Consider the following 26,752-nt stretch of genomic DNA (forward strand, 5'->3'; position numbering starts at 1 on the left):
AGTAAAACTTAAATCATCAATTATAATAACAGTCGATTATAAATTATGGATCTGCGTAATCTGCGGGAAAAGAAATTATTAAAGTAGAGATTCCTCGCTCCAATTCGTTCCGCTCGGAATGACAAAAGGAAGCGCACACTTTTCAATATATTTATAGAAGAATAAAATTTAGTATCATCAATTATAATAACAGTTGATTATAAATTGAGTATCTGTGTAATCTGTGAAATTTGCGGGAAAAGAATTTATTTAAAGTGGAGATTCCTCGCTCTACTCCGTTCCGCTCCGAATGACAAAAGGAAGTGTATGTTTTTCACTGTATCCATAGAAGAATAAAACTTAGTATCATCAATTATAATAATAGTCGATTATAAATTGAGTATCTGCGTAAGCTATGAGATCTGCGGGAAAAGAAAATATTAAAGTAGAGATTCCTCGCTCCACTTCGTTCCGCTCGGAATGACAGAAAGAGGTTGAGAGTTTCACCTATCTGTGGAAGAACAAATTTTATCGGAGATAAAATCTTGGCGCCTTAAGAACATACAGCTTGTCAATAACCTTGCGCCGTTGCGTTTTTCCAACCTCTCATTTTTATTGATATATTCGTGTCATTGTGTTTAAAATAACAAAAAAAGAAACGGAAGACATCTAATGCCTCCCGCTTCTATTATTATAAAAATTATCGGTTACTTATTAAAATTTTCCGCAAAGAATCCAAGCATTGCCTTATACAATTCAATTCTGTTGGGTTCTTTTCCGAATCCGTGTCCTTCATCATATTTTACCATATAAGGAACTTCAAATCCCTTGGCACGCATCGCCTTCACGATCTGATCAGACTCATTGATGTTTACCCTTGGGTCATTGGCACCCTGTACCACAAACAATGGCTTTTTGATTTTATCAATCTGAAATACCGGTGATACTTCTTTGGCTATTTTAGCTTCTTCAGGATTATCAAGGTCATACCAGATCTGTTTTACCATTTCTTTGTAAGGTTTCCAATATTCCGGGAACGAACTGAAAAATGTAAAAATGTTGGATACTCCTACATAATCAACTCCACAAGCGTATAAATCCGGGGTTTTAATTAATCCCATTAATGTTGCATATCCACCATGACTACCCCCATAGATAGCTACTTTATCTTTGTCAATCCATCCCTGGCTGATGGCATATTTTACTCCGTCTTCTACATCATCCATTGCTTTTCTTCCGATTTGCTTATATCCGGATTTCTGGAATTCTTTTCCATAGCCACCCGAAATTCTGAAATTCACCTGAAGAGTAGCATAGCCTCTGCTTGCAAACAATTGTGTTTCGGGATTGAAACCCCAATGATCTCTGATTCCTTGTGGTCCACCGTGAGGATTTACAATTAATGGTACTTTTTTACCCTCCAAAGCGGCTTTAGGTAAAGTAATATATCCACGGATGGTCAATCCGTCTCTGCTTTTAAACTCAATGGGTCTCATCTCTGCCATATCACTTTCTTTAAGTTGTGGCATCAGATTGTACAGCAGTTTCAGCTCCTTTGTTTTGGTATCGTATTCGTAATATGTTCCATATAATTTATCACTGGCAACAACAACCAAAAGTTTATCATTATTGTCATCGGAAGAAACGATGCCAAATTCCTGATCTTTAAACTGAGATTTTAATTTGTTATCAATTTCCTTGTAAAATTTACTTACCGGAACCGTTTCTCCTTTTGTACCTTCATAACTGATGTAATCAAGTTCATAATTCCTGTTTTTACCGGCAACACTTATAGAGCTTACATCATATACCGGGTTGGAATAAACTTCTTTAATGACCGCATTTTTCTTCAGATCATATAAAACAATTCTGGTTTTGTCGCTATCCAAATCGGTGATAACATACGCTTCATCCTTGTTTTTAGAATTGTCATTGAATCTGATAATACCAAAAGTATTCGACCAATCTGTCGATTGAATAAGATTAAATTTACCCGTTTGCAGGTCTTTATAATATGTTTTGTTGGTCAATCCGTTTTCCAGAATAGTATACCCTCTCAGGTTTCCGTCTTTATCAAAGATATAATTGTCAATTGGGCTATTGACATCTTTATTCTCATACAGTTGCGTCGTCTCACCGGTTACAAAATTGATTTTATACGGCTCAAAGATCTGCTTATTGTTTTTGTTCATTGTTACGACAACAAAATCAGTATCTTTTATAGGTATGATGGCTCCCAGAGTAATTCCGTCAAACGGCGTCAGATCCTTAAGGTTATTTCCGTCAACATCAGCAGCATAAAGATGAATGTTTTCATTCCCTCCTTTGTCCTGGGTATAGAATAAACGATTTTTGTTCAACCATCCATAACTTTTGATCAGATCATCCTTTTCAACAATGGCTTTCGTTATCTTTCCGGTACTAAGCTCTTTAACGTAGACATGATTTTTACTGTCCTTATCTTTTTCTTTATAGGAAAGGTATTTACCATCAGGAGATATTTTAAATGCTGAAGCTTTTGGTCTGGCAAAATAATCTTCAACTTTATATTTGAAATTTCCTTTGTCGTAAGAAACCAGTTTCTCAAGACTGGCTTTGGAAGAAGGTAAGGTAGGGTCTCCAGGCAGTTTAGCTGTAGAATTTTGTGCGTTAATCATAATCGAAGAAAGTACGATATAAGCCGTACCGAAAATTTTGGAATTAAGATTCATAACTTATGTTTTAGGGTTAAAACTAGTCAGTATTTAAACTTTTACATTCATAAAAGAATAAGCACCTCTTATACAATAAGACAGCTAAAACCTTAAAATGTTACATTATTTTTTATTTTTATTTCGAAAAAGTATGAATTTTTTTAAATAAACAAGTCTATAAGCAGTACTTTAATGTAAATAGATTCCGAAGTACCAGGTCCACGCTATTAGAATAATTTGCATGGGAATTCTTTGAACATACAGATATCTCATTCCGGGGCCGGTATGATCAGCCTTGAAGATATTAATATTTTTCCTGGAAGAATTGATGTTGGCTATAAATACCAACAGGTAAAAAATAATAAGTAAGATGGCCGTCATTTCCCTGATAGAAGGGATCATCAAGCCTATTCCTGCAGCAATTTCCAAAACTCCGGTAGCATAAACCCAGAACATTTTACCCGGCATAAAATCAGGAATCATCATAGCCATTCCTTTCTGGAATTTAAAATGTGAAAAACCGGTGAATATAATAAAAACAGCCATTCCCAGATTTCCTGAAAATAAAAAATCCGGCTTTCCGTGAAACACTGTTGTTCCCAGCAAAGCCAGAATAAATGTACCAAATAGGACTACTAATAATTTCATATTTTTTCCTTAAAGATATTCCACTTGAGATGAGTGCCGGCTTATCAGACTGCGCCAAAGCTCACTCCTTCCGCCAGGCTTTTAACGACCATTAATCCTTTTGTAAAGCCTGTATCCATATGATCCTGCCATTCTTTTTCAACCTGAACTTCAGTATGGAGTTTGGTTTTTCCGCCAAAATCAATTAAAAAATACTTTTCAAAAGAACCATTCCACTCCATAACTTCTTTGCTTTGAGTGTCCTCATTTCCGTCTTTATCTACCATTCCCAGATGTTTAAAAACAATCTGGTTAGGTTCATCGAGGCTATCAATTGTTGAAACCATTCCTTCTCCTTTGGCATTCAGAAAATAAGTTTTCCCGCCAACTTTCCAGTCAGATTTCATGATTGATCCCGTACCAAAATACTGGGTCCATTTACTATACGTTTCAGGATTCCACAATATGTCCCAGACTTTCTGCATGGGAGCATCGATTACTGTTTCATACGATAGGGTTTCCATATTTTTTATTTTTGTGATTAATTGGTATTTTGTGTATTTTTTGTTCGGTTTTAAAGCTGATTTTCTGAAAGATGCTTGACAATAAGTAATGCTTTAGGAAACTTTTCTTCAAAGAAATCTTTAAATTCCGCCGGAGTCTGAATTTTTGTTTTCAACAGCGTACCTTCATCATTTTCCTCAAGAAAATAAGATTCTGTGGCATCTCCCCAATCTTTAGCAACTTCAATACCTTCATAAATTTCTCCGAGATGCAGAAATTTTATTTCCTCATTGGGAATCACTTTTTCAACCCTGCTGTACATTCCATTATGCTTAGGATCCAAAAACTTAATGATATTATTCTCTTCTAATGTTCCTTCATAAAAAGAACCTTCCATAAAAGCTGTTGTCCATTGTTTATAAGTGATCTCTCCCCAAAGAACGCTCCATACTTTTTCCGGTTCTGCATTGATTTCAATTTCGTATGACAAATATTCCATATTATTTATTTTAGTGTGATTAACAAGATTTAAAATCTCTCAGGTGAGATATTGTATAATTGATTACTTATATTTTTAATTACCTTCCAACGAAGTCGCCACCACTGATATGAATCACTTTTCCTTTACTATACCTGAAACTTTGGAAGCCAGAAAATATAGGATGAGACAACTTCTGAAGGTAGCCCTGTGTTTTCATAAGCAAATCCTTTCTCTACATCACATCAAACAATAAGCCGAAATAACTTTAAGAATTATAAGCGTCTTCTAAATCCTGTATAATAATTTTCTGCATCTTCATCATTGCCTGCACCACTTTATAGGCTTTTTCCTGATTCGAATCATTCATTAACTGAATCAATCTTTTGGGAACAATTTGCCAGCTTAATCCATATTTATCTTTTAACCAACCACACATGCTTTCTCTTCCTCCGTCGTTGGTGAGGGTATTCCAATAGTGATCTGTTTGCTGCTGATCATCAGTCATTACTACCAAAGAAATACCTTCATTAAAATCAAACTGATGATCGTAGGAATTATCCATACAATACAAGCTATAATTGTTTATGCTAAACTGAGCATGCTGTACATTTTCCGCCGGTTCCTGTGCTCCATGTCCTTCACTTCCTTCACCGTAAGTTAAAATATTCCCAATCTTTGAGTTGGGAAAAGTTCTGGTATAAAGTTCCATAGCTTCTCTGGCTTTACCATCATTTTCATGGATAAACATTAATGTAGGAACTATTTTTTGATCACCTGATTTTTCGCCCAGAAATAGCTGCCAGGAAACTCCATACTGATCTTGTACCCAACCGTATTTTTTACTCCATGAATAAGAGCCCAGTTCCATCAAAGCCATTCCACCTTCCAACAATTGATCCCAATATTTCTGGAGTTCATCTTCTGTATCACAGATTACCATGAAAGAAATGGAAGCATTTTTCTTGAACTGAGCGCCACCGTTTAACAGCATTATTCTTTGCCCGAATAGGTCAATATTCATAACAACAGGGGTATCCGCAGTAATTTCACCTCCAAAAACCTTACAATAAAATTCTGCGGATTGTTTTGCATCTCCGTCATACCAGAGACATGGGAAAATATCGTTATTCATAACTTTAAGTTTTAATTTGATTTAATGATTTTTTGATGTTGATTTTTATGGACTGGATTTTCACATTGTGCTTCGATTCATTCTTAGCGACAAGTATTTTTACTGCGTTGATTCTTTTCAGCCATAATTTCTACTGAAATTACGTCGATTGTTAAAAAACATATCCCAAAAGAAATCTCATGCCTTCGCCCATAAATTGATTACCTCGCTTTATTTGCAATGACACGTACAATTTCCCTTTTTTTATTTATGCTTCTTTAAAAAATACCTGATTCTCTTTCATATGATTCTTCAGTTTCACCATCGTATTTTTCCCAAAACCATGCAACTGCATAATTTCTTTTTCAGAATAATCCGACAGCTTTTCCAAAGAATCTATTTTTTCTTTTCCCAGAGATTTCCTTGCCGGTATGGCAATTATATCCTGAAGAAATTCATCTTTAGAATCATAATTAAGCGCATAAATGGAGTTTAAACTCTTTGACATGATAATCAGATTAATCATGGCTGCAAAAAATGTTTTTAGTGGTTCTCAACGTATTTGTGAAAATTATTGAGAATGGCATACCACCCTTCTCGCTGCATCTCCACAGAATTTTGTTTTTCGGGATCAAAAATTTCAATAACTTTCGTTGTATTCTCGTCGATTTTTTCGAAAATCACTTCCACTTTTCTTCCGTCTGCAATATGATATTTTATTTTTTCCTGAGGAATAATTTCGTCGTACGTTCCTTCAAAATCAAATCCGAAGCTTTTATCTTTTGCTTCCATTCTGTTTTTGAATTTCCCGCCTACCCGAAGGTCATTTTCAGAACTAGGGCACTGCCAGCTTTCATGGGCAAAATTCCATTTCATAATATGTTTAGGCTCGTTAAAGTAATTCCAAACCTTTTCTGCCGGTGCTAAAATTGTAATGTCGATTGTAATTGGATCCATAGTTCTTTTTTTGTGATTGAATAAAAGAGCTACCCACAAAATGGGCACTCTTTTTTATAACGGTTAAATATAAGATTATTTTGTGTATTCGTCATTATAATTCACCATCCAATGAACGCCGTACTTATCCTGGAAGCTTCCGAAATAATCGCCCCAAAACTGGTCTTCAAGCGGCATTTCTACATTTCCTCCATCTGAAAGTCCTTTGAAAAGTCTTTCTGCCTCGTCTCTTGAATCAGGGAAAATAGATACATAATTGTTATTTCCCACGGTCAGAGTTTGTCCAAATCCCGGAACGATATCTGACGCCATCAGAAGATCTCCTCCGATTGGTAGTGCAATATGCATGACTCTGTTTTTTTCTTCTTCTGAAAGATTTTCTGTACCCGGAGCATTTCCCATTTTATGAATTTCGCCCACAAATTCTCCCCCGAATACGGTCTTGTAAAAATTGAATGCTTCTTCAGCTGTTCCATCGAAATTTAAGTACGGATTTAATTTAGCCATGATTTTTAATTTTAAAATGTTATTATTTTTATTGATTCACAAATAGTTTCAATGTTTAAACGACTATTTGTCTTTTAATTTTTATGTAAAAATTTTTCTACTTCCTGAGTGGTAAAATCAATTTTATTTTTATCGACAAACCCCTCGAAATCTGCCATCATATACGCTCCGTGAACGCCAGGAAGAATCATAAGCTGAGAGCCTTCCACCAAACGCCACATGGCAACTGTATGTTCAGGTTTCATAACGTCCTTATCTCCACTGATAAATAATGTGGGACATTGTATTGAAGTTAAAACCTTATCATCCCAGTCTTCAAAAGTCTGCATTCTCTTGCTGTCTTTATCAAAAAGGTTCTCCAGTTTCGAAAAATCCGGATTGAGATTTAAAAAATTTATTTTCAGCGGTTCAGGCATAGAATCTAACCTCGCTTCCTGCATCGATTCAAAGAAACCATCCATCATTCCGTTTTTTTTATAAAATGCTGAAGCCACTACCAGATTTTCTACTACTTCGGGATAACGATACGCTATCTGCATTACGGTGTTCCCTCCATTACTGAATCCCCAGAACGAAGCGTAGTCAATATTCAGTTCAGCCAAAAGAGCTACTACATCATGAGCATCCTGTTCAAAAGTTTCAGGGATGTCACGATGTTCGCTTCTTCCATGATTTTGCAGGTCTACTCCAATAAGCTGAAATTGATGCTGCAACCTTTCAATAACTTCTTTGAAATCGAATAAAATAGAAGAACCTCCACCGTGAATTAATACCAGTGGTTTTCCGGAACCATAGATTTCATAATACATCTCGATTCCGTTCACATGTTTATAGCCTTTTTCAACCGGATTCATCGATTAATATTTAATGTTTTCATCCATATCATACTTCATTCCCGGATAGCCTAAAATCTTACGCATCAAACCTATCTGTCCGCAGAGATAATCTTCCCGTCCGATGCACATTCCCGTGAAATTAAGTTTGGTTTCTTTAACAAAAGGAACGTTCATTCCTATTTCAAATATCTCATCCAACTCTTCATCTGAAGCTTCCAGAAGTTTCTGATAGATCTTTGGTGAAATTTCATGGAAATTTTTTTTCAGTTCCGCTATACCCGGATATTTAAAACTTTCATCTAATGCTTTTCCCTGAAAAAACAGATCATTATAAGGATCCTGTTCCTGCAGCCCAAGTACCCAGGCCAGGCCGTAGCGCATGTTGATAAAGTTCCCGGCCATCCAGACGATATGATTGGTTTTATTTTCAATTCTTTTCACTGTGTCTTCTTCCGAAATGCCGTCCAAAACGTTTATAAAGCTTTGGGTATGCATTCTGTAAGCGGGAATAATGACTTCTAATTTTTTTGATTTTGGTGTGTCCATTTTTTATTTTTTTATGGATTGGTTTGTAGTGTTGGAAAAGCGCTAAGGCGCAAGAGAATTGACAAACTGTATGTTGCAGGACGCGAAGATTTTATCTTCGATAAAATTGAATACTGCATATTTCATGTACTTTAGATAAAAAAGATATTGTAAAACCTTTGCATCTCTAAGTTTTCAACTCTTCATCACGCAGATTACTTTATAACTCCCGGTTTTCCTAAAATTCTGCGAAGATATCCCAGTTGTCCGCTATGGTAGATTTCATGCAGGCAGAGTATAGAAATATCGTTGATGCTTTCAGGTTTGAAATAATCAATATTATTCAGTTTTGCTTCCAGTTTATCCTGAGATTGATTGAAATAGGTTTTTAATTCTTCAAAGTTTATCAATTCATCTTTGTGTTCCAATGCAATTTCACCCCGGTTGTAAAAGGAAAATTCCCCCATGTCCCAAACAGATTCTTCACCCAGAATGTTCAGGAAAGCATTTCTGATATAAATTAAATGTCCAAAGATCCAATTCATACAATTGGCTTCACCATTGGGGAAAATCATTGATTCTTCATGGGTGATTCCTTCTATATTTAAAGAGATGACTTTACCGTTACTGAATACCTGAATTTTGGCAAATTCTATTGTTTCTGATTTTGTTTCCATGTGATGAGTTATTTATTCTGATGGCAGTTGAGAAAGATCTCCATACATTATTTCCCACTGATGTCCGTCGATATCTGCAAAAGCACTTTGATACATCCATCCCTGATCGTTTGGTTCACTGTATTTTGATCCTCCGTTTTCGATGGCCGTTTTTACCATTCGATCTACTTCATCACGGCTGCTAACCCCTATAGCAAGAAGAACCTGGGTAGTATCACCTTTAGCAAAAGGTCTGTTGGTAAAAGTCTGGAAAAATTCTTCTTTCAAAAACATGGTGTAGATATGATCTTCTTCCATGATTACACATATTGCTTTATCATTTGAGAATTGTTCATTGATAGAGAAGCCGAGCTTCGTCCAGAATGATCTGGTCTTTTGTACGTCCTTTACAGGTAAATTGACGTAAATCTGGTTAATTTTCATTTTGTAATTTTTGGTGTTAAACTGTTACTCAAAATTACCAGTAACAGAGGAAATTTCACTTGTCATACGGCAAGATTTAATTTTCTCCGGATGGCAAATGATGAAGATTTAAGATTTATTGTGCCGGCATTTGAGAAGGATCGGCAAACGTTATATTCCAGCCATGCCCGTTGATATCCCAGAAAGAGTTTTGATACATCCATCCGTAATCTTCAGGCTCTTCATGTTGTGACGCACCATTTTGCAAGGCAGTATTTACTACATGATCAACTTCTTCGCGGCTGTTCAGGCCAATAGCAACAAGAACCTGAGTCGTATTAGCCGGAGCAACAGGCCTGTCGATAAAAGTCCTGAAATATTCTTCTACAAGAAACATGACATAGATACTGTCTTCTTTCATCACAACGCATGCTGCTTTGTCATCTGAAAATTGTTCATTGATGGAAAACCCTAGCTTAGTCCAGAATTCTTTTGTTTTCTGCACATCTTTTACGGGAAGGTTTACATAGATTTGATTGGCTTTCATTTTGTAATTTTTAGTGTTAAACTTTAAACCAAAATTACCAAGGTTGAATGAAAGTCTACTTGCCATAAGGCAAGATTTAATTTTTCTTGGGATGAGACACAATTTCCTTACGGATGCGGCTTAGAGATGTATCTGTAACACCCAGATAGGAAGCGATCTGCTTCAAAGGGGCAAATTGTACAACTTTGGATTTTTGTTCCAGCAGATTGAGGTATCTTCTTGTCGCGGAAAGGGTAAACATCTCCACAGATCTTTGTTTATAATCGAAAAGCTCTTTAGACATCCATGATCTTCCCCATTCTCTAAGGTTGGGGATTTTATGAAATAATTCCTGGAATGTATCATAATCAAGTTTCCAGCATTCACAATCTGTAATACAAACGATGTTTTCCTGAGACGGTATTCTTTGAAACATGGAAAGAACTTCGATGATTACTTCATTTTCTACAAAAAAGTGAGTGGTTACTTCGTTTCCGTTAAAATCATTGACAAAAGAACGGGCAAGGCCACTATCTAAAATATAGTATTCATTGGCTGTTTTGCCTTCTTCCAGGATAAAATCTCCTTTCTGAAATGATGTTTTCTCATGAGCCTGAAATATTTCGTCAAGTTCTTCTTGAAGAAAAAACGGAAAATCGTAGCATATTTCCAGGGATTTATTAGTCATCAGGTCAATTTTTTTAAGATTTTAAAAATAGAATTTTTAATTGAATTATGAATAAAAAATATTAAACAAATCATCAATTAACCTTAAAAAAACGCACACATCTTACTGAAATCAAACTATTCAGTGAATAATATTAATTTAAACACCAAAAAAAATATTAATCGTAAAGCATTTATTATTACAATCCGAAAATATAGTTGTAGTGTTACTCTTACCAGCTTTAAAACAATGATAACTGAATCGGCTTTGGTTTCTGAGCATCCCCGAAAACCGCTTTACCTCCAAACTGCCACGAGTTTTGCCTTTCTTCTTCAATCACTTCCTGAATATCAAAATCAGGGGTAAAATCTTTTTCTGCGGTGGTTATAATTTGGTGAAGTTTATTCAAAGATTTCAGTTTGTCAGAATTTCCAAGTTTTGATTTTTCTATTCCTTTTCTCAGGATATCAATGCTTTCGTCATACGTTTTTGTAGGCACCGGAAAAGGATGACCGTCTTTACCTCCGTGAGCAAAAGAAAATCTTGCAGGATCTTTAAATCTTGATGGCGCTCCGTGAATAACCTCACTAACTAAAGCTAAAGACTGCATTGTTCTCGGCCCAACACCTTCCAGCATCAGCAAATCTTCAAAATTTTGAGGCTGCTGCTCCCGGGTGATGTATAAAAGAGCACCCAGACGTTTCAAATCTACATCAGAAGTGCGTACATCATGATGTGCAGGAAGAATCAATCTTGAAAAATCACTCATTACGTTAACGGAATCGGTATGAGAAATATCTAAAATCCCTTTACGGTTTTCTGAAGCTTCTGAAGCGGTAAGATTTAGAATTTCTCCTCTTGAAATCCCATTGATTCCGGTATGAGGTTCTTCGATAAACGATTTTATATTTTCAGAATGCCAGTGGTAACGCCTTGCTGTTCCATCAGATTCGTGCATTCCCTGCTGAATGACGCTCCAGTTTCCGTTATCTGATAATACGAAATTATGCAGATACAATTGATATCCGTCCTGAATAGCAGTATTATCCACTTTGGCAGATAGTTTACTGGCTCTCACCAGTTCTGTTCCGTTCAGGCCTGTTTTATCTGCAATCCGGATTAATTCTGAAGGTGTTTCTCTTGAAAATTTCCCTTTCCCTCCACAAATATAGATTCCCAGAGATTGTGAATTGGGATTGATGGAACGTTTCAAAGCGCCCATAACGGAAGTGGTAATCCCAGACGAATGCCAGTCCATTCCCATAACGGCTCCAAAACTCTGGAACCAGAAAGGATCTGCCAGGCGGCGAAGAACTTCGTCTTTACCATAATCCATCAGAATCACTTCGATAATGGAAAGTCCAAGTACAGACATGCGCTCATACAGCCAAGGTGGTACCTTGCCATAGTGAAGTGGTAAATCTGCTGTTCCTGAACGTTTCATTTCTGATGTAAAAAGCAAAGTTAGTTTTAAAATTTTAAAGCATTAATGATTTGAATCAATTTTAAATTATCCTGAAAAATCAGTAAATAACTATTTTTTTTCGATTTTTGTATGCTAAAACAGTAACCAGTTTTTAAATACATGAAAAATATAATTTCTATTATCCTCCTTTCTTTCTGTCTTTTTTCCTGTAATTCATTGGATAAAGATGAGTATGAAATACTGAACTTAACAATCAACAGATGTGTTTTTGTACAAACAGATATTGAAGAATTATCAAAAATTGCAGATGAACAAAAGATAAGTCTTGATGACGCTCTCAAATTTTCAGATGCAAAGAACAAAGATCGTCAGTATACGTACACTATATCAGACACCTTATACTCTCCAGACTTGCCTACAGATATCAGAGAGTCGCTACGCCGCTATGATATTTTTGATGAAGGCAAAAACAGATCAAATCAATCTGTTCTCATAGATTTTAATAAAATCAAACCTATTAAAGCAAAAAAAAGAATAAACTCTCCTGTAAAAGACAGCAATTATCTTGGAAATTTTAAGTTTCACAGGGTTCTTTTTGACAGAAGTGGAAATAGGGCTTATATTCAGGTAGAATCTCCCAAAAACTATCTATTCAATACGTTTGGGTTAATGTTGGAAAAAAAGAACGGAGAATGGAAGTTCAAAAATTAATTTCTACCGGTACCTTATTCGTCAGAGTGAAGTTTTAACGCACCATGTTTCTGCGCATCAAATTTTTCATTGAAAATAATTTTATTTCCAAACGGATCATTCACCGTGAAAGATATCGCATCATAAAAGGCTTTTTCCAGGCCGGGGCGGTTGTATTTGTAGTTTTTATCAATAAGTTCCTTATGATACTCTGCAATTCCTTCTCCCCAGATAAAAACACTGCTTCCGGGGCTTGCATCTCCATGATGTTCACTCAGATGAAGAACAATATTATCCTTTTTCACTTCCATGTAAACAGGTGTATTTTCATCAAAATGATGCTCCCAGGCAATTTCAAAGCCTAGCCAATCGATGTAAAACTCTATCGTTTTTTGATAATCAAAAATCCGAAGAACGGGGATAACTTGTTCTGCTTTCATATCAGAAAATGGTTTTATTGGTGAGAAAGAATATTAATAAGTTTTCCAAAAGGATCCTGAACAAAGAATCTGCGAACACCCCAGTCTTCATCAGTAATTTCATAGATTATTTTAAACCCGGCTTCTTTCATTTTATGGTATATTTCATCCACGGCATCAACCTCAATGGAGAGATCCGGGACTTCGGTGTCGTTTCCACCCTGCTCAGCAAAGCTGATCTGAACTTTAGCTTCTTCATCACTTCCAAGAGTTTTAATCCAGCCATGATCCATTAATAGGTCAAGTCCTAAAATCTCCTGATAAAAACGATCGGCTTTAAAAAGGTCATTTGTTTTTATATTAACTATGATTCTTTTTACCATTTTAAATTATATTTTAAAAATAAAAAAAGCCCTGTGAAATTACATAAATTTTCACAAGGCCTGATCAGTTTTTCTTATTATTTATAATGCTAAAGTGAAGCTGCCGCTTCCAAAATCAGCTCTGTAACTTCTTTCGGATGTGAGGCTAATGAAGCGTGTCCTGCATCCAGAGTAATTATTTTCTTCGGCTGAAGTCGCTCTGCCATTTCTTTTTCTGTTTCTGCCGGAATCATGTGGTCATTCGATGAAATCTGATACCAACTTGGCTTTGTTTTCCATGCCGGCTCGCCAGCTTCATCTCCAAAGCACTGACCATGAATCGGTTTTTGCGACAGAGCCATTACTAAGGCTTTTTCATCATCCAGATCCTGGCAAAAAGCAGATTGAAATTCGTCGTATTTAATCCAAAGGAAACCTTTGCTATCCGGATAGATACTGGCTCCTCCGGGAGACTCTCTTCTTCCTAAAAGCGCCCCCAAACTGTCCCCGGCATCAGGAGCAAAAGCAGCAATATAAATGAGTCCTGCTACTTTATCATGATTTCCTGCACCCGAGATTACAGCACCTCCGTAAGAATGCCCAACCAAAAGAACTTTTCCATCCTGAGCATCGATGAGATCTTTTGTTTTATTAATATCATCCTGTAATGAAGTCAAAGGATTTTGAACGCTTCTTACTTTATATCCCGCTTTTACAAGAGAAGGAATAACATATTGCCAGTGCGAGCCATCGCCCCATGCTCCGTGTACCAAAATAATGGTCAGATCTTTTTGTTCCATAATAATTAAGTATTAGAATTTGATGATCATAAAGCTACAATTAGTAAGACGGACGGACGTTAACTTAAGTTAATTAATAATGCGGCCTCGTATTCTGCTCAGCGATTGTTCCGTCACGCCAAGATAGCTTGCAATATGTTTCTGAGCTATTTTCTGAAAAAGTAAGGGTTCTTTTTTTAAAAGATTCAGGTATCTGTTTTCGGGAGAAAAACACAAGAGATCGTCGATTCTTTTCTTTGCATCCAGATAGATTTTCTCACTCATCATCCTACCAAATTTTTGCCAGTAGGCTTCTTTTTTATATAAAGCCTGAAGATGGTCTTTACTCAACAATAAAATCTCGCAGTTTTCAAGAGCCTGGATGTTCATATTGGATACGGTATCACAAAGTATACTTTCATAATCGGTAAAAAATTCATTTTCAAAGTAAAATCCGAAGTTAATTTCACGACCCTGATCATTGATATAGAAACATCGGATGGTTCCTTTTTTAATAAATCCAAGATACTTGCACTTTTCGCCCTGTTTTATAAAAAAATCAGATTTCAGCAGTTCAGTATCTTTAAGTAAAGCGTAGAATTCATCAAAATGTTCCGGATCAACCTGAAATAGTTCTCCGTACTTTTTGTAGTTATCTGACATAATTTTTTATTTGTGTTCCATAAAAATAAAAAAAGCCTTGCAAAAATTTACTTTTACAAGGCTTTTTTACAAAAATTATTTTTTTCTATTTATTCAGAGCGGCAAGTGCTGCATCATAATTAGGTTCGTCAGCAATTTCTGAAACCTGCTCGGTATAAACTACCTGATTGTTTTCATCTGTAACAATTACCGCACGGCTTAGTAATCCTTTCAATGGAGAATCAGTAATCGTTACTTCATAATCATCACCGAAACTGCTTCTGAAGTCTGATAACGTTTCTACATTGTTCAATCCTTCTGCAGCACAGAATCTACCCAATGCAAACGGAAGATCTTTTGAAACGTTAATTACTACCGCATTGTCCAATTTTGAAGCTTCCTCATTGAATTTTCTGCTTGAAGCTGCACAAGTTGGTGTATCAATACTTGGAAAGATATTGAATACTTTTTTCTTTCCTTCAAAGTTTTCAAGAGTTTTTACATTTAAACCGGAATCTACCAAAGCAAAATCTTTAATTGTGCTTCCTACTGATGGTAATGCTCCTATAGTGTGTACTTCGTTTCCTTTTAAAGTGATTGTCGTTGACATAATGTTATTTTTTATAAGTTTTTCAAATTTACTTAAAATGCAAAGTTTTTCCGCTTAAATAAAGGTTAAATAATTCTTAAAGTAAAAAAAACATGCTTTTGTCTGATAATCAGTTTTTCAAAAGATTTTTTTTCTATATTCGCTGTCCTAAAAATTAATATCCATGCGACAAAAAATGAGTCTTCTCTTGTTCGCGGTGCCTGTTTTTGGTTTTGCCCAATCTGTGATTGGAAATATCAATTCCGGAGCAGTTTCTGCAGACAACCTCAGCCATTCGGTGGGAGAAATCTATGTTATTCCAGATCAGCCGGACCAGGCTAATTCAGGCACAATGGGAATGCTTTACCAAACCGGTTTACAGGTTCTGGGCGTTTCTGAAATAGAAAAAGAACAGGTTAAAATTTATCCCAACCCAACCACCGACTACATTTATATCACTCTGAATTCAAGATCAAAAATTGAGGAAGCAGAGGTTTATGATCTCTCGGGGAAATTGGTATTACAAGCCAAATTAGAATCAGGGAAGCTTGATCTGAGACATCTTTTACAGGGAATCTATGTAATCTCCTTCAAAAATTCTGATATCAAACCTGTTAAAATCATTAAAAAACCTTAAAAACTATTTATACATGAAAAAACTTTACACTACTATAGGATTATTTGTTGCCGCTTTGCTCAGCGCACAGGTTCCACAAGCTTTTACTTATCAGACTATTGCGTTTAATGCTGCCGGAGCTCCTGTTTCGAATGGAAATGTATCTTTAAAAATCAGCATTCTGGAAAACACTGCAACAGGAACTGTTTTGTACACAGAAACTCATAATAAAACGACCAATTCGAAAGGTCTGGTGAACCTTAATATCGGACAGGGAACACCTTCAACAGGAAATTTCGGAGCTATTAACTGGGGAGCCAACACAAAATTTGTGAAAATTGAATTAGATCCTCAGGGCGGTTCCAATTATACGAATGTAGGCGTCAATCAGCTGATGAGTGTCCCTTATGCTCAGGTGGCAAAAACAGTAGTAACAGGTGCCGGACAGGGAATTACCCTTGTTTCACCCAACGGAACCAACTATACGTTAACCGTTGATAATTCAGGGAGCCTGAATTTGCCGGTAACGTCTGGTTCTAATGCTGCATTTCCTGCAGATTTATATATGTATGGTTCCTATAACAGCTTCAATGCAACTTCTGCCGAATTACTAAGAAATGCCAATGGTAATAATAAAATCGGCTATAAGTATTTACCTGCCAATACCCAGATAAAGTTTATAGCGGCACCGGCAGCATCTGCACAGACCTATGGAGCTAACAGCTATGGAAGTTTAGCCGTTAACGGGACCAGTTTCAATGCTACTTCTAATGGATTTTACAAAATTGCTTTGACAAATTACGGTTCTTCCGTAGGTGTTGTACTAACCAACACTGTTCCGGTAATTAATGCGGATAGTTATAATTCTGCGGTAACAATTTCTTCCGTATCTTATAATCAATCAACTCAGAAATTTTCAGCCACCATAAGCGGAGCATCTTCATCCAATTTTACAGGATTTAAAATCAATATTTCATCTACTTCAGGATATGGTGAAACTTTTGGCGATAATCTCAATGACGGAAGCCTGGATATTGACGGAGCATCAATCATCATTCCCAATTTAACATCTGCCCCTAAAAACTTTAAAGTTGAATTTGACATGAGCTTTAACGGGAATGGAACCTATACTATTACCCAAATATAAATTTAAAGAGGCAGCAGCCTCTTTTTTTATGGAAATATCTCAAATAAAACAATGATATTTAGTAAATTTGTGGCACTTAAAATTTCAAATAAAAAACAACAGTATAATGTCAGACAAATCAAAAATCTATTACACTCTTACTGATGAAGCTCCAATGTTGGCGACTCACTCATTTTTACCTATCGTAAAAGCTTTTACTAAATCAGCAAATATTGAGATTGCAGTACCGGATATTTCTTTGGCAGGAAGAATCTTAGCAAACTTTCCTGAATTCTTAAAAGATGATCAAAAAATTGGTGATGCTTTATCTGAACTGGGACAACTGGCTACTCAACCTGACGCTAATATTATCAAATTACCAAACATTTCAGCTTCTGTACCTCAATTGGATGCAGCCATCGCTGAATTACAAGCTAAAGGTTTTGCCATTCCAAATTATCCTGCAGAGCCTAAAAATGATGATGAAAAAGCAATTAAAGCTAAATATGCTAAAGTTTTAGGAAGTGCTGTAAACCCTGTATTAAGAGAAGGAAATTCTGACAGACGTGCTCCAAAAGCTGTTAAAAACTATGCAAAAGCAAACCCTCACAGAATGGGTAACTGGGCATCTGACAGCAAAACTGATGTAGCTCACATGAATAACGGTGATTTCTATGGTACAGAAAACTCTACAACTCTTGAAAATGCTACAAAATACAAGATCGTATTTAAAGGAAATGACGGATCCGAAACTTTATTAAAAGATTTCGCGGGTCTTCAGGCTGGTGAGGTAATCGATTCTTCTGTAATGAATTTAAATGCATTGAAAGCATTTGTTCAGGAAGCTATTGAGGAAGCTAAGACAAGAAATGTACTTCTTTCTGCTCACCTTAAAGCTACGATGATGAAAATCTCCGACCCTATTATTTTCGGGGCTATCGTAGAAACATTCTTCAAAGAGGTATTTACTAAATATGCTGAGACTTTCAAATCTTTAGATATCAACCCAAATAACGGTCTTGCTGATCTATTTGAAAAAATCAAAGGAAATGCTCAGGAAGCTGATATTAAGGCTGATATTGAAAAAGCACTTGCTGCCGGACCAAGGGTGGCAATGGTAAATTCTGACAAAGGAATTACCAACTTCCACGTTCCTTCAGATATTATTGTTGACGCATCTATGGCTGCTCTTGTAAGAGGCGGAGGTAAAATGTGGAACAAAGAAGGAAATGAAGAAGATACGGTTTGTATCATTCCTGACCGTTCTTATGCCGGTTTCTATCAATCTGTTATCGATGATATGAAAGCCCATGGAAAATTGGACCCAACGACGATGGGATCTGTTCCAAATGTTGGATTAATGGCTCAGAAAGCTGAAGAATACGGATCTCATGATAAAACTTTCCAATTGTCTGCTGACGGAACTGTAGAAGTTCAGGATGAGGCTGGAAATGTTCTTCTTTCTCAAAAAGTAGAAAAAGATGATATCTTCAGAATGTGTCAGACTAAAGATGCTCCGATCCAGGACTGGGTAAAACTAGCGGTAAACAGATCAAGATTATCTGATACTCCTGCCATCTTCTGGTTAGACAAAGGAAGAGCTCACGACAGAGAAATCATCAAAAAAGTAGAAAAATATCTTGCTGATCACGATACAACAGGTCTTGACATCAGAATCCTTGATGTGAAAGATGCCATGACTGAAACTCTTAAAAGAGCAAGAGAAGGTAAAGACACCATCTCTGTTTCAGGAAATGTATTGAGAGATTACTTAACAGACCTTTTCCCAATTCTTGAATTAGGAACTTCTGCAAAAATGCTTTCTATCGTTCCATTGATGAATGGTGGTGGTTTATTTGAAACAGGTGCCGGAGGTTCTGCTCCAAAACACGTTGAGCAATTCCTTGAAGAAGGTTATTTAAGATGGGATTCTCTAGGTGAATTCCTTGCCCTTCAAGCTTCTTTAGAGCATTTAGCACAAACACAGGGGAATACAAAATCTCAGGTATTAGCTGATGCGCTGGATGAGGCTAATGCTAAATTCCTTGCTACTGATAAGTCTCCTGCAAGAAAAGTAGGACAAATCGACAACAGAGGTTCTCACTTCTATTTGGCAATGTATTGGGCGGAAGCGTTGGGTAACCAAACTGTTGACTCTGAATTAGCGGCTAACTTTGCTCCGATTGCTCAGGCATTGAAGGAAAATGAAGAGGTGATTAACGCTGAATTAATTGGTGCTCAAGGTAAGCCTCAAAACATTGACGGTTACTACAAAACAGATACTTACAAAACGTATCAGGCAATGAGACCAAGTACTGTATTAAATGAAATTATTGACGGAATCTAAGTTCCGGTTTTGAAATACTACAAAAAGCTCCTTTTTAAGGGGCTTTTTTGTTTGGTAGAAATCTTTAACCACCCTGTCAAAAATTCTTTGAATTTTTGACACCCCTCCAAAGGAGGGGAATTGAGCACTTCCTTTACATAATAACGGCAACATTTTCCTTTTTATCCTGAATTTTCAGCGGATAAAATTCCTGATTTACCCTACGATTTGTCCGGTTTACCTTTTTTTACATTTCATCCGACTTCGATACGATCTACTTTTGAGCCAGAAAAAAACAATACTCATTATGGATACTGTAAAGAAAAAAAGAAGCCTCATCGCCATAGCTTTTCTGGCAATTTTGGGAATCTTCGGAGGACTACAGCTTTTTAACCCGCCTTTAGAAGGAAAACGTGTTACCGGAAAAATAGAAGCTCCGAGGGAAGTCATTTCTATTCTGGAAAACTCATGTTTTAATTGCCATTCCAATCAGCAGAATTTAAGTTGGTATGATCAGATTGCTCCTATTTCCTGGGCTGTGAACAAAGATGTAAAAAGAGCAAGAGAAGTTCTCAATTTTTCGGAATGGGAAAAGCTTTCACCGGCCGAACATCAGGGGAAAATGTATGCTATTCTGAATATGATGCAAAGTGGAAAAATGCCACTTCATGAATACACTATTCTGCATCCGTCTGCTAAAATAACAGCTAAAGATGTGGCAGCTATAAAAAAGTATACGCTATCGTTGGCAAGTGCTCCACAATCAGCAAAACCTAAAAATCCAATTGCTGAAGCTATTGCAACGTTACCTGCAGTCTCACATTCAAAATTCCCTGTTTCTCCTAATGGTGTAAAATACACAGATGATTTTAAAAACTGGAAAGTCATCAGTATGAGTACGCTTTTCGATCATTCAATCAGGGTTATATATGGAAATGATATTGCAGTAAAGGCTGTTGAAGCAGAAAATTTTCATCCATGGCCGGATGGCAGTATCGTGGTAAAATCGGTGTGGAAGCAACAGGAATTTCCTGACGGGGAAATAAGGCCTGGAGCCTTTGTGAATGCCCAGTTTATGGTAAAAGATTCAAAAAAATATACTGATACTGAAGGTTGGGGATTTGCCAAGTTTTCAGGAAATGATCTCCATCCGACCGGAAAATCCGCGTCATTCGCTAAAGAATCATGTATTGCCTGCCACAGACAATTAGCAGAAAAAACAGGATATCTGTTTGATGTTCCCATGAAAGTAAATACCCAAAGATTAATTCAAAACCTTCAGAAAAAATGAAAAATACCATATTGATCCTGCTTGCAGGTTTTATCTCGCTGGTATCCTGCACCAAAGAAAATAGTAATGACAATAGACTCATGAGAGTTGTATTTGATCCCGGAAACCTAAAATTCATTTCTACTTCCCTGAATCCGAAGAAAGAAACGATGAGCGCTTTATATGGAAATGAACAAGCATTGAAATCTCTATCAAAGGAAGCTGTTCAACCTGAAGTCGGGGCAGTTATGAAGCTGGTAACCTGGCGTTATCATGACAACCCTCAATATATTGGAGGGACAATTACCGGAGAGCTTTTACGTGTGGAAACCATTCAGGTTGATGGCAATGGAAATATTTCTTATGATGCTAAAGATAATCAGGATAAAAACCATCAGCAATACAAAAAAGAAGAACGCGTTCAGTATTTTATGAGCTACCGTCCTGTCAACAGGCCATAGCCAAAGGGAACCGAAAGGTTCCTTTTCCGGGATAGATGATTAGTTTAAATGATCAATCTCTTTTAGAGTCAGAAACTGATTAACACAACAATTAATTATTTTCTATTTATCATAATATATTCTTCATTATTTCAATAAAAACATTAATTTAACTTCTTCAAATCTATAGTTTTGATGCAACAGCAAAAAATAAAAATTTCGCAGGCTGTCATTTGGGTAAGTTCTATTTTCCTTGGGATTTTATCTTCAGTACCTCAACTTGCCTCCCACGAATTCAACTGGAAAGAAGCTATTGTAAATTCTGTATTAACAGCAGCGTTTTCCGTGATCATGTGGTATATCAATATTTATATGTTGAATAAAACAGCAGGGAAGCGTAATCAGCATATTTCTTATTCAAAACTACTGATCATCCTTGCTTTTGGGATGGTAATCATGTTTGGACTGGCATGGATTCAACAATTAATTCTATCACATATCAACTTTGGTCCGGTTATGCTGATGGTGGAAGTGAGAGGGATTTTGATCAATCTGGTGTGTTATATGTTTTTAACTTTATTACAAAACAATTACACAGGCCAACAGGTACAGCTTGAACTGGAAAAAGTAAAAAGCGACAATCTCGGAGCGCAATATGAATTATTAAAACAACAAATCAATCCTCATTTCCTGTTCAACAGCCTCAATACCTTAAAATTAATGGCGGAAACTCATGACACAGAAACGGTTGATTTCGTTGTAAAACTTTCTGATTTTTATCGGTTTACGCTTGAAAGCAGGAAATTAGATCTGATCAGTATTCAGGAAGAAATGAAGATTGTAGATTCTTATCTTTTCCTCCAAAAAGCACGTTTTGGTGACGGAATTACCTTCACAACTGAGCTTGATAAGAAAACCTACTCCACTCTTATTCCTCCTTTTACTCTTCAGCTCCTGGTTGAAAACTGTATTAAACACAATATTGTTTCACAAAGCAAGCCCTTGCATATTAAAATATATGATGTTTCCAATACTATCATTATTGAAAATCCTATCCAACGCAAAATGGCTGTTGAAGATTCCTTAGGAGTGGGACTTGACAACATTAAAATGCGCTATAAGCATTTATTGGAACAGGATATTACTATTCACTCAGACGAAAAAATCTTTCAGATAAAACTACCATTAATCCATGAATATCATCATTATTGAAGACGAATTCCGAGCGGCAAAGGCTCTTCGGAATTTAATCTCAGATTTACAACCGGACTCTCATATATTGGGAGTCTATGACAGTGTTGAAGCCAGCATCGATGCTTTATCCAAAGATATACAACCCGATCTTATTTTTATGGATATTCAACTTTCGGACGGGCTTTCTTTTGAAATTTTTAAAGCTGTAGAAATTACCTGCCCGGTGGTATTTTGTACTGCTTTTGATCAGTATATGTTGGATGCCTTTAAAAGCAAAGGAGTAGATTATGTCCTGAAACCTTTTTCCCGGGAAGATATCGCCGAAGCCTTAAAAAAAGTGAATGCACTTAAAAAATTCTTCCGGAAAAATGAACTTCCTGACCTGGAATCTCTTTTACAAAAAATCAATCAACCTGAAGGAAAATCTAACTTTCTTGTTTTTAAAAATCAAAAGTACACCACGATTCCAACTGAAAACATTGCTTATTTCTATATTCACAATGAAATTACTCATTTAGTAACATTTGCCAAAGAACAGTTTCAGTTATCTCAACCTTTAGGGCAGGTGGCAGAACAGGTTTCGGATAAACAGTTTTTCAGAGTCAACCGACAATATCTTGTGAACTTTAAAGCCATTAAAGAAATGGAACATTATTTTCAACGCAAAATTCTTGTAAAGCTCACTATTGAAACTCCTGAGAAACTGCTTATTAATAAAGAAAAAACTCATAGCTTTTTTTCATGGTTGGAAGAGAGATAGCAGTAATGATGATTGATGATTGATGATTGATGATTGATGATTGATGATTGATGATTGATGATTGATCAACTTTCAACTTAACATTCTTACGGCTTATATTTTCAGGGTTGAACCTTTCATTTGTCCAGTTGAACCCTTTTTCTATTCTTTTGAGTGTGCAGAGTATCTACTTTTGAATCAAATTAAAAGATATGATACTAAAAAATTTAATCACTGTTGGCACTTTCACTACCCTAATGTTTGCGGCTTCTGCATTTATTCAAAAAGAAGATAAGCAACAAAAAGCACAACATCATCCGGTTTCTGAAAACAATGGTTTTGCCGTATTGGAGCTTTTTACTTCTGAAGGCTGCTCCAGCTGTCCGCCCGCAGATGATCTGATGGGAAAAATTGAAAAAGAGTACCAGAATGAACCGGTTTACATCCTCTCCTATCATGTTGATTACTGGAATCGACTTGGATGGAAAGACAGATTCAGCACTGCTGAAAATTCGCAGCGACAACAACAGTACAGCCGTACATTAGGTTCACAGGTTTATACCCCACAATTGATTGTCAATGGAAAAACAGAATTTGTAGGTTCTGACAGCAACGCCATCACAACAACGATTGACAAAGAACTGTTGCATTCAAAAAATACGAAAATAGATCTGAACGCAAAAGCTTTTCAAAATCAGGCTACCGTGCAATATTCCACAATTTCCACAGATGCAAAAAATGTACTCCTTGTCAATCTCGTTGAAAAACAATCTTCTACCCAAGTAGGCAAGGGCGAAAATGAAGGTCGACATTTGCAACACTGGCAAATTGTTCATCAACAGAAGTCTATTTCATTATATAAACAGCATGAAGGGGTTACCACCTTTACACTTCCGGATGGTTTTTCACCTTCTCAGTGGGAAATCGTTGCCTTCATTCAAAATCCGAAAACCGGACAAATTTTCGGGTCTGCAAAAACTGCATTCAACTAATTTTTTTAATTCAAAACTTAAATACTACAACAATGAAAACAAAAACAACAAAAATCCTCTATTGGTCAGGCGTAATTTTTATGTCACTATGGTTTGGAGCTAGTGGCTTCTTTGAACTTACAAAAAATCCGGTGGTATGGGATATTACTCAACAACTAGGTTATCCTCCTCATTTTATTTACATTCTGGGCGTCTTTAAAATAGCAGGTATTCTGGTCCTGCTTCTCCCTAACAGATTATTAAGATTGAAAGAATGGGTATTTGCCGGAATGTTTTTTGACATCATTTTCGCCTTCTTTTCAAAAATTTCAGTTCTTGGTCTTGCGGCTACAATTGATGCTGTTATTGCATTTTCCGTTCTTTTGCTGACGTATGTACTGTTTAGAAAATTGTATAGCCACGAATTGATTTTTTGAGAAATTATGCTTGTCAAAGTTAAAACCTTGACAAGGATAATATTAAAGCAAGTGGAATTATTGTTTATAAGAAAAGCGGACTTTAGTCCGCTCTTATTGATATTTCAGATACTTATCTGTTCTTTAATTATTACAATTTAATTCATAAAAGCTTCCGGAATCCATTCAAATGCGGGAGTTTTTTTCTTAGTAAATCCTAATCCCGGCCATGGAAGGTGAGAGGCAAATGCTCTGGTTTTCGTATCGGCTAACTGCTGAAGAAGCTTTTTCCTTGAAGCGGTAGCAATATCAAGGTCTGTATCACCGGAAAAACCCCAGTCAGGGTGCGGAAAAAGAATGACATCAGAATGAATCAAATCGCAGATATACATTAATTTTTCATTCCCGGAAGTGATGGTAGTTACGGTTAAACCCGGAGTATGTCCAGGAGCCAGCTGAAAATTAAAATAATCATACAACGTTGTATTCATATCATAGAATTTCATTTTAGGCTGAATGGCTTTCAATATATTCTGAAGTGCCGGAATAATCTGATTAAGCATTTCCGGTTTTGCTTTTAAGCCACTATTGCTAAAATCTTTCAGTGTCGCCTTCATCCAGAAATCATATTCTATTTTTGAAATGAAAATGTTTGCATTAGGAAACACAAGATTATTCTGCTTATCCACAATTCCACCGATGTGATCGGGATGGGCGTGAGAAATAAAGACGTCCGTGATATCTTTTGTCGAAAACCCAGCTTTTTGAAGGCTTTTTAACAAAAATCCCGTTCTTTCGTCTGCAAAAATTCCCATTCCGACATCGAATAAAATCAGCTTATTTTTGGTTTTCACCAAAAGGATATTCACTGCCATGTCGATATAATCATCAGGTCGGAAGTTATCTTTAAGAATCTCCTTCATTTGCGAGACATTTCCTCTTGGAGAAAATGAATCAAGACCGGTTTCATGGATATATCCGTCTGTAAGGATAAATAATTCCAATTCGCCCAATTTAATTTTTTTAAAACCTGATAAATCATCTTCCGTTTTTTCCGGAATTATTTTCGTTTCTGCCCATACATTGGAAAACGGAACCAGGCTTAATGTTCCTGCTAATAATCCGTTTTTTAATAGTTCTCTTCTGTTCATATTTTAGTTTGTGATGTTATCGTTTGGTCAAGTTTTAAAAGTTCAGTTTATAAGAAACTGAGCATCCTTTTATTCAGGAGCTCAGTTCTTTGTATCCATTTTAATTGTTTACTAATTTCATTGAACCCTCATTGTATCTTTCTCCTACATTAGGGTATTTCTTAAGAATTGAATCAATAGTATCCAAATCCGATTGAGAAAGGTCAATATTGACAGCTGCAATATTCTCTTCCAGGTACTTGATTCGTTTGGTTCCCGGAATTGGAATCACATCATCACCTTGATTCAGCACCCAGGCAAGAGCCAGCTGGGTTCCTTTCACTCCTTTAGAAGCTGCAAACTCATTAATTTCTTTGGCTAATTTTGTATTATTATCCAGATACTCCTGCTGATAGCGCGGAAGAGATTTTCTGAAATCATCATCACCCAAATTCTGTACTTCCGTAATGTTCGCAAAAAGGCCTCTTGCCAATGGAGAATAAGGAACTAATGAAATTCCAAGTTCTCTGATGGTTGGTAAAATTTCTTTTTCAATATCTTTAGTAAGGATTGAATATTCTGATTGTAAAGCTGAAATCGGATGAATTTTATTTGCTCTTCTGATGGATTCTGCTGAAGCCTCAGACAGACCGATATATTTTACTTTTCCTGCTTTTACCAGTTCAGCCATCGCTCCTACTGTTTCTTCAACCGGTATATTCGGGTCTACTCTATGGGCATAATACAAGTCAATGGTATCTATCTTCAATCGTTGAAGACTCTGATCTACGGCTTGTTTTATCCATTCCGGCGAACCGTCAAAATAAGTTCCGGGCGCGCCACTGTGACTGGCTTTGCCATTTTCAAATCTGAAACCGAATTTTGTAGCAATAAATATTTTATCTCTGTTTGGAACCAAAACTTTAGAGATCAGTTTTTCATTCTCTCCATTGGCATACATATCGGCTGTATCCCAGAAGTTAACACCTAAATCTAATGCTTTGTGTAAAGTATTGATACTTTCCTGTTCGTCTGCAGGGCCATAAGCAAAGCTCATTCCCATACATCCTAAACCGATAGCAGATAACTGCTCACCAGTATTTCCTAATTTTTTAAATTTCATGA

Annotated in this window: 32 protein-coding genes; 10 read left to right on the top strand and 22 right to left on the bottom strand. The window is 36.3% G+C overall.

What is annotated here, in order from left to right:
* Positions 1-686 precede the first annotated feature (686 nt).
* The 15 genes from EG342_RS20770 to EG342_RS20840 form a co-directional block, all read right to left on the bottom strand.
* On the bottom strand, positions 687-2,690 hold the full coding sequence (locus EG342_RS20770) for a S9 family peptidase (protein ID WP_103289391.1): 2,004 nt from the start codon (positions 2,688-2,690) through the stop codon (positions 687-689).
* Between the two features lie 171 nt (positions 2,691-2,861).
* Positions 2,862-3,320: a DoxX family protein gene (locus tag EG342_RS20775; protein ID WP_103289394.1), complete on the bottom strand. Its 459-nt coding sequence runs from the start codon at positions 3,318-3,320 to the stop codon at positions 2,862-2,864.
* 44 nt (positions 3,321-3,364) lie between these two features.
* Complete coding sequence (locus tag EG342_RS20780) at positions 3,365-3,823, bottom strand: SRPBCC family protein (RefSeq protein WP_103289396.1); 459 nt, start codon at positions 3,821-3,823, stop codon at positions 3,365-3,367.
* A 50-nt stretch (positions 3,824-3,873) separates the two neighbouring features.
* The gene (locus EG342_RS20785; protein WP_103289398.1) at positions 3,874-4,302 is read right to left on the bottom strand and encodes an SRPBCC family protein; all 429 of its coding nucleotides are present in this window, start codon (positions 4,300-4,302) and stop codon (positions 3,874-3,876) included.
* 247 nt (positions 4,303-4,549) lie between these two features.
* Positions 4,550-5,416, bottom strand: coding sequence for a VOC family protein (locus EG342_RS20790; protein WP_103289401.1), 867 nt, complete (start codon positions 5,414-5,416; stop codon positions 4,550-4,552).
* Between the two features lie 247 nt (positions 5,417-5,663).
* Positions 5,664-5,903 carry a helix-hairpin-helix domain-containing protein gene (locus EG342_RS20795; RefSeq protein WP_246008674.1) on the bottom strand — a complete coding sequence of 80 codons (240 nt, stop codon included), beginning with the start codon at positions 5,901-5,903 and terminating at the stop codon, positions 5,664-5,666.
* A 35-nt stretch (positions 5,904-5,938) separates the two neighbouring features.
* On the bottom strand, positions 5,939-6,352 hold the full coding sequence (locus EG342_RS20800) for an SRPBCC family protein (RefSeq protein ID WP_103289403.1): 414 nt from the start codon (positions 6,350-6,352) through the stop codon (positions 5,939-5,941).
* 75 nt (positions 6,353-6,427) lie between these two features.
* Positions 6,428-6,859 (bottom strand): VOC family protein, encoded by a 432-nt coding sequence (locus EG342_RS20805; RefSeq protein WP_103289406.1) that lies wholly within the window; start codon positions 6,857-6,859, stop codon positions 6,428-6,430.
* Between the two features lie 74 nt (positions 6,860-6,933).
* Positions 6,934-7,713, bottom strand: coding sequence for an alpha/beta fold hydrolase (locus EG342_RS20810; RefSeq protein WP_103289409.1), 780 nt, complete (start codon positions 7,711-7,713; stop codon positions 6,934-6,936).
* 3 nt (positions 7,714-7,716) lie between these two features.
* The gene (locus EG342_RS20815) at positions 7,717-8,241 is read right to left on the bottom strand and encodes a hypothetical protein (RefSeq protein WP_103289412.1); all 525 of its coding nucleotides are present in this window, start codon (positions 8,239-8,241) and stop codon (positions 7,717-7,719) included.
* A 194-nt stretch (positions 8,242-8,435) separates the two neighbouring features.
* Entirely contained in the window at positions 8,436-8,897 is a 462-nt protein-coding gene (locus EG342_RS20820; protein ID WP_103289415.1) for a hypothetical protein, read from the bottom strand.
* 12 nt (positions 8,898-8,909) lie between these two features.
* Positions 8,910-9,320, bottom strand: a complete 411-nt coding sequence (locus EG342_RS20825) for a VOC family protein (RefSeq protein ID WP_103289418.1) — start codon at positions 9,318-9,320, stop codon at positions 8,910-8,912.
* A 115-nt stretch (positions 9,321-9,435) separates the two neighbouring features.
* On the bottom strand, positions 9,436-9,912 hold the full coding sequence (locus EG342_RS20830; RefSeq protein ID WP_246008675.1) for a VOC family protein: 477 nt from the start codon (positions 9,910-9,912) through the stop codon (positions 9,436-9,438).
* 10 nt (positions 9,913-9,922) lie between these two features.
* Positions 9,923-10,513 carry a Crp/Fnr family transcriptional regulator gene (locus EG342_RS20835; RefSeq protein ID WP_103289421.1) on the bottom strand — a complete coding sequence of 197 codons (591 nt, stop codon included), beginning with the start codon at positions 10,511-10,513 and terminating at the stop codon, positions 9,923-9,925.
* A gap of 220 nt (positions 10,514-10,733) precedes the next feature.
* On the bottom strand, positions 10,734-11,936 hold the full coding sequence (locus tag EG342_RS20840; protein WP_103289424.1) for a DUF763 domain-containing protein: 1,203 nt from the start codon (positions 11,934-11,936) through the stop codon (positions 10,734-10,736).
* A gap of 141 nt (positions 11,937-12,077) precedes the next feature.
* Here EG342_RS20840 and EG342_RS20845 point away from each other — a divergent pair, with 141 nt between their 5' ends.
* On the top strand, positions 12,078-12,629 hold the full coding sequence (locus EG342_RS20845) for a hypothetical protein (RefSeq protein WP_103289426.1): 552 nt from the start codon (positions 12,078-12,080) through the stop codon (positions 12,627-12,629).
* A gap of 14 nt (positions 12,630-12,643) precedes the next feature.
* Here the strand turns inward: EG342_RS20845 and EG342_RS20850 are convergent, their stop codons facing one another.
* The 5 genes from EG342_RS20850 to tpx all read right to left on the bottom strand — a co-directional run bounded on the left by EG342_RS20850 (position 12,644) and on the right by tpx (position 15,420).
* Positions 12,644-13,066, bottom strand: a complete 423-nt coding sequence (locus EG342_RS20850) for a glyoxalase superfamily protein (protein ID WP_260232362.1) — start codon at positions 13,064-13,066, stop codon at positions 12,644-12,646.
* Positions 13,063-13,410: a VOC family protein gene (locus tag EG342_RS20855; RefSeq protein WP_103289432.1), complete on the bottom strand. Its 348-nt coding sequence runs from the start codon at positions 13,408-13,410 to the stop codon at positions 13,063-13,065. Before EG342_RS20855 ends, EG342_RS20850 begins: the two co-directional genes overlap by 4 nt.
* An 89-nt stretch (positions 13,411-13,499) precedes the next feature.
* On the bottom strand, positions 13,500-14,189 hold the full coding sequence (locus EG342_RS20860) for an alpha/beta hydrolase (RefSeq protein WP_103289434.1): 690 nt from the start codon (positions 14,187-14,189) through the stop codon (positions 13,500-13,502).
* 69 nt (positions 14,190-14,258) lie between these two features.
* Positions 14,259-14,831, bottom strand: coding sequence for a Crp/Fnr family transcriptional regulator (locus EG342_RS20865; protein WP_103289437.1), 573 nt, complete (start codon positions 14,829-14,831; stop codon positions 14,259-14,261).
* Positions 14,832-14,916: 85 nt separating this feature from the next.
* On the bottom strand, positions 14,917-15,420 hold the full coding sequence (tpx, locus tag EG342_RS20870; RefSeq protein WP_103289438.1) for a thiol peroxidase: 504 nt from the start codon (positions 15,418-15,420) through the stop codon (positions 14,917-14,919).
* 175 nt (positions 15,421-15,595) lie between these two features.
* On the opposite strand from tpx, the gene EG342_RS20875 reads away from it, so the two are divergent.
* From EG342_RS20875 to EG342_RS20915, 9 genes are all read left to right on the top strand, one after another.
* Positions 15,596-16,036 carry a T9SS type A sorting domain-containing protein gene (locus EG342_RS20875; protein WP_164465212.1) on the top strand — a complete coding sequence of 147 codons (441 nt, stop codon included), beginning with the start codon at positions 15,596-15,598 and terminating at the stop codon, positions 16,034-16,036.
* A gap of 13 nt (positions 16,037-16,049) precedes the next feature.
* Complete coding sequence (locus EG342_RS20880) at positions 16,050-17,162, top strand: cadherin repeat domain-containing protein (protein WP_103289444.1); 1,113 nt, start codon at positions 16,050-16,052, stop codon at positions 17,160-17,162.
* Positions 17,163-17,268: 106 nt separating this feature from the next.
* Positions 17,269-19,488 carry an NADP-dependent isocitrate dehydrogenase gene (locus EG342_RS20885; RefSeq protein WP_103289447.1) on the top strand — a complete coding sequence of 740 codons (2,220 nt, stop codon included), beginning with the start codon at positions 17,269-17,271 and terminating at the stop codon, positions 19,486-19,488.
* A gap of 286 nt (positions 19,489-19,774) precedes the next feature.
* Positions 19,775-20,758 (top strand): heme-binding domain-containing protein, encoded by a 984-nt coding sequence (locus EG342_RS20890; protein WP_103289451.1) that lies wholly within the window; start codon positions 19,775-19,777, stop codon positions 20,756-20,758.
* Complete coding sequence (locus EG342_RS20895) at positions 20,755-21,198, top strand: hypothetical protein (RefSeq protein ID WP_103289453.1); 444 nt, start codon at positions 20,755-20,757, stop codon at positions 21,196-21,198. Before EG342_RS20890 ends, EG342_RS20895 begins: the two co-directional genes overlap by 4 nt.
* Before the next feature lie 174 nt (positions 21,199-21,372).
* The gene (locus EG342_RS20900; RefSeq protein WP_103289456.1) at positions 21,373-22,389 is read left to right on the top strand and encodes a sensor histidine kinase; all 1,017 of its coding nucleotides are present in this window, start codon (positions 21,373-21,375) and stop codon (positions 22,387-22,389) included.
* Entirely contained in the window at positions 22,370-23,131 is a 762-nt protein-coding gene (locus EG342_RS20905; protein WP_103289458.1) for a LytR/AlgR family response regulator transcription factor, read from the top strand. The genes EG342_RS20900 and EG342_RS20905 overlap by 20 nt, the downstream gene beginning before the upstream one ends.
* Positions 23,132-23,322: 191 nt before the next feature.
* Positions 23,323-24,102, top strand: a complete 780-nt coding sequence (locus EG342_RS20910; protein WP_103289461.1) for a DUF1223 domain-containing protein — start codon at positions 23,323-23,325, stop codon at positions 24,100-24,102.
* Positions 24,103-24,134: 32 nt separating this feature from the next.
* Complete coding sequence (locus EG342_RS20915; RefSeq protein ID WP_103289463.1) at positions 24,135-24,518, top strand: DoxX family protein; 384 nt, start codon at positions 24,135-24,137, stop codon at positions 24,516-24,518.
* A 137-nt stretch (positions 24,519-24,655) separates the two neighbouring features.
* Here EG342_RS20915 and EG342_RS20920 read toward each other — a convergent pair whose 3' ends face one another.
* Both EG342_RS20920 and EG342_RS20925 read right to left on the bottom strand, forming a co-directional pair.
* Positions 24,656-25,648, bottom strand: coding sequence for an MBL fold metallo-hydrolase (locus EG342_RS20920; protein ID WP_103289466.1), 993 nt, complete (start codon positions 25,646-25,648; stop codon positions 24,656-24,658).
* A gap of 100 nt (positions 25,649-25,748) precedes the next feature.
* Positions 25,749-26,750 (bottom strand): aldo/keto reductase, encoded by a 1,002-nt coding sequence (locus tag EG342_RS20925; protein ID WP_103289468.1) that lies wholly within the window; start codon positions 26,748-26,750, stop codon positions 25,749-25,751.
* Positions 26,751-26,752: the final 2 nt, after the last annotated feature.

It is taken from the genome of Chryseobacterium lactis, assembly GCF_003815875.1.
Classification (GTDB): Bacteria; Bacteroidota; Bacteroidia; order Flavobacteriales; family Weeksellaceae; genus Chryseobacterium; species Chryseobacterium lactis.

Coding starts and splice junctions, on each gene's coding strand:
- EG342_RS20770 (WP_103289391.1), bottom strand. CDS start 2,690: ATGAATCTTAATTCCAAAATTTTCGGTACGGCTTATATCGTACTTTCT.
- EG342_RS20775 (WP_103289394.1), bottom strand. CDS start 3,320: ATGAAATTATTAGTAGTCCTATTTGGTACATTTATTCTGGCTTTGCTG.
- EG342_RS20780 (WP_103289396.1), bottom strand. CDS start 3,823: ATGGAAACCCTATCGTATGAAACAGTAATCGATGCTCCCATGCAGAAA.
- EG342_RS20785 (WP_103289398.1), bottom strand. CDS start 4,302: ATGGAATATTTGTCATACGAAATTGAAATCAATGCAGAACCGGAAAAA.
- EG342_RS20790 (WP_103289401.1), bottom strand. CDS start 5,416: ATGAATAACGATATTTTCCCATGTCTCTGGTATGACGGAGATGCAAAA.
- EG342_RS20795 (WP_246008674.1), bottom strand. CDS start 5,903: ATGTCAAAGAGTTTAAACTCCATTTATGCGCTTAATTATGATTCTAAA.
- EG342_RS20800 (WP_103289403.1), bottom strand. CDS start 6,352: ATGGATCCAATTACAATCGACATTACAATTTTAGCACCGGCAGAAAAG.
- EG342_RS20805 (WP_103289406.1), bottom strand. CDS start 6,859: ATGGCTAAATTAAATCCGTACTTAAATTTCGATGGAACAGCTGAAGAA.
- EG342_RS20810 (WP_103289409.1), bottom strand. CDS start 7,713: ATGAATCCGGTTGAAAAAGGCTATAAACATGTGAACGGAATCGAGATG.
- EG342_RS20815 (WP_103289412.1), bottom strand. CDS start 8,241: ATGGACACACCAAAATCAAAAAAATTAGAAGTCATTATTCCCGCTTAC.
- EG342_RS20820 (WP_103289415.1), bottom strand. CDS start 8,897: ATGGAAACAAAATCAGAAACAATAGAATTTGCCAAAATTCAGGTATTC.
- EG342_RS20825 (WP_103289418.1), bottom strand. CDS start 9,320: ATGAAAATTAACCAGATTTACGTCAATTTACCTGTAAAGGACGTACAA.
- EG342_RS20830 (WP_246008675.1), bottom strand. CDS start 9,912: ATGGCAAGTAGACTTTCATTCAACCTTGGTAATTTTGGTTTAAAGTTT.
- EG342_RS20835 (WP_103289421.1), bottom strand. CDS start 10,513: ATGACTAATAAATCCCTGGAAATATGCTACGATTTTCCGTTTTTTCTT.
- EG342_RS20840 (WP_103289424.1), bottom strand. CDS start 11,936: ATGAAACGTTCAGGAACAGCAGATTTACCACTTCACTATGGCAAGGTA.
- EG342_RS20845 (WP_103289426.1), top strand. CDS start 12,078: ATGAAAAATATAATTTCTATTATCCTCCTTTCTTTCTGTCTTTTTTCC.
- EG342_RS20855 (WP_103289432.1), bottom strand. CDS start 13,410: ATGGTAAAAAGAATCATAGTTAATATAAAAACAAATGACCTTTTTAAA.
- EG342_RS20860 (WP_103289434.1), bottom strand. CDS start 14,189: ATGGAACAAAAAGATCTGACCATTATTTTGGTACACGGAGCATGGGGC.
- EG342_RS20865 (WP_103289437.1), bottom strand. CDS start 14,831: ATGTCAGATAACTACAAAAAGTACGGAGAACTATTTCAGGTTGATCCG.
- tpx (WP_103289438.1), bottom strand. CDS start 15,420: ATGTCAACGACAATCACTTTAAAAGGAAACGAAGTACACACTATAGGA.
- EG342_RS20875 (WP_164465212.1), top strand. CDS start 15,596: ATGAGTCTTCTCTTGTTCGCGGTGCCTGTTTTTGGTTTTGCCCAATCT.
- EG342_RS20880 (WP_103289444.1), top strand. CDS start 16,050: ATGAAAAAACTTTACACTACTATAGGATTATTTGTTGCCGCTTTGCTC.
- EG342_RS20885 (WP_103289447.1), top strand. CDS start 17,269: ATGTCAGACAAATCAAAAATCTATTACACTCTTACTGATGAAGCTCCA.
- EG342_RS20890 (WP_103289451.1), top strand. CDS start 19,775: ATGGATACTGTAAAGAAAAAAAGAAGCCTCATCGCCATAGCTTTTCTG.
- EG342_RS20895 (WP_103289453.1), top strand. CDS start 20,755: ATGAAAAATACCATATTGATCCTGCTTGCAGGTTTTATCTCGCTGGTA.
- EG342_RS20900 (WP_103289456.1), top strand. CDS start 21,373: ATGCAACAGCAAAAAATAAAAATTTCGCAGGCTGTCATTTGGGTAAGT.
- EG342_RS20905 (WP_103289458.1), top strand. CDS start 22,370: ATGAATATCATCATTATTGAAGACGAATTCCGAGCGGCAAAGGCTCTT.
- EG342_RS20910 (WP_103289461.1), top strand. CDS start 23,323: ATGATACTAAAAAATTTAATCACTGTTGGCACTTTCACTACCCTAATG.
- EG342_RS20915 (WP_103289463.1), top strand. CDS start 24,135: ATGAAAACAAAAACAACAAAAATCCTCTATTGGTCAGGCGTAATTTTT.
- EG342_RS20920 (WP_103289466.1), bottom strand. CDS start 25,648: ATGAACAGAAGAGAACTATTAAAAAACGGATTATTAGCAGGAACATTA.
- EG342_RS20925 (WP_103289468.1), bottom strand. CDS start 26,750: ATGAAATTTAAAAAATTAGGAAATACTGGTGAGCAGTTATCTGCTATC.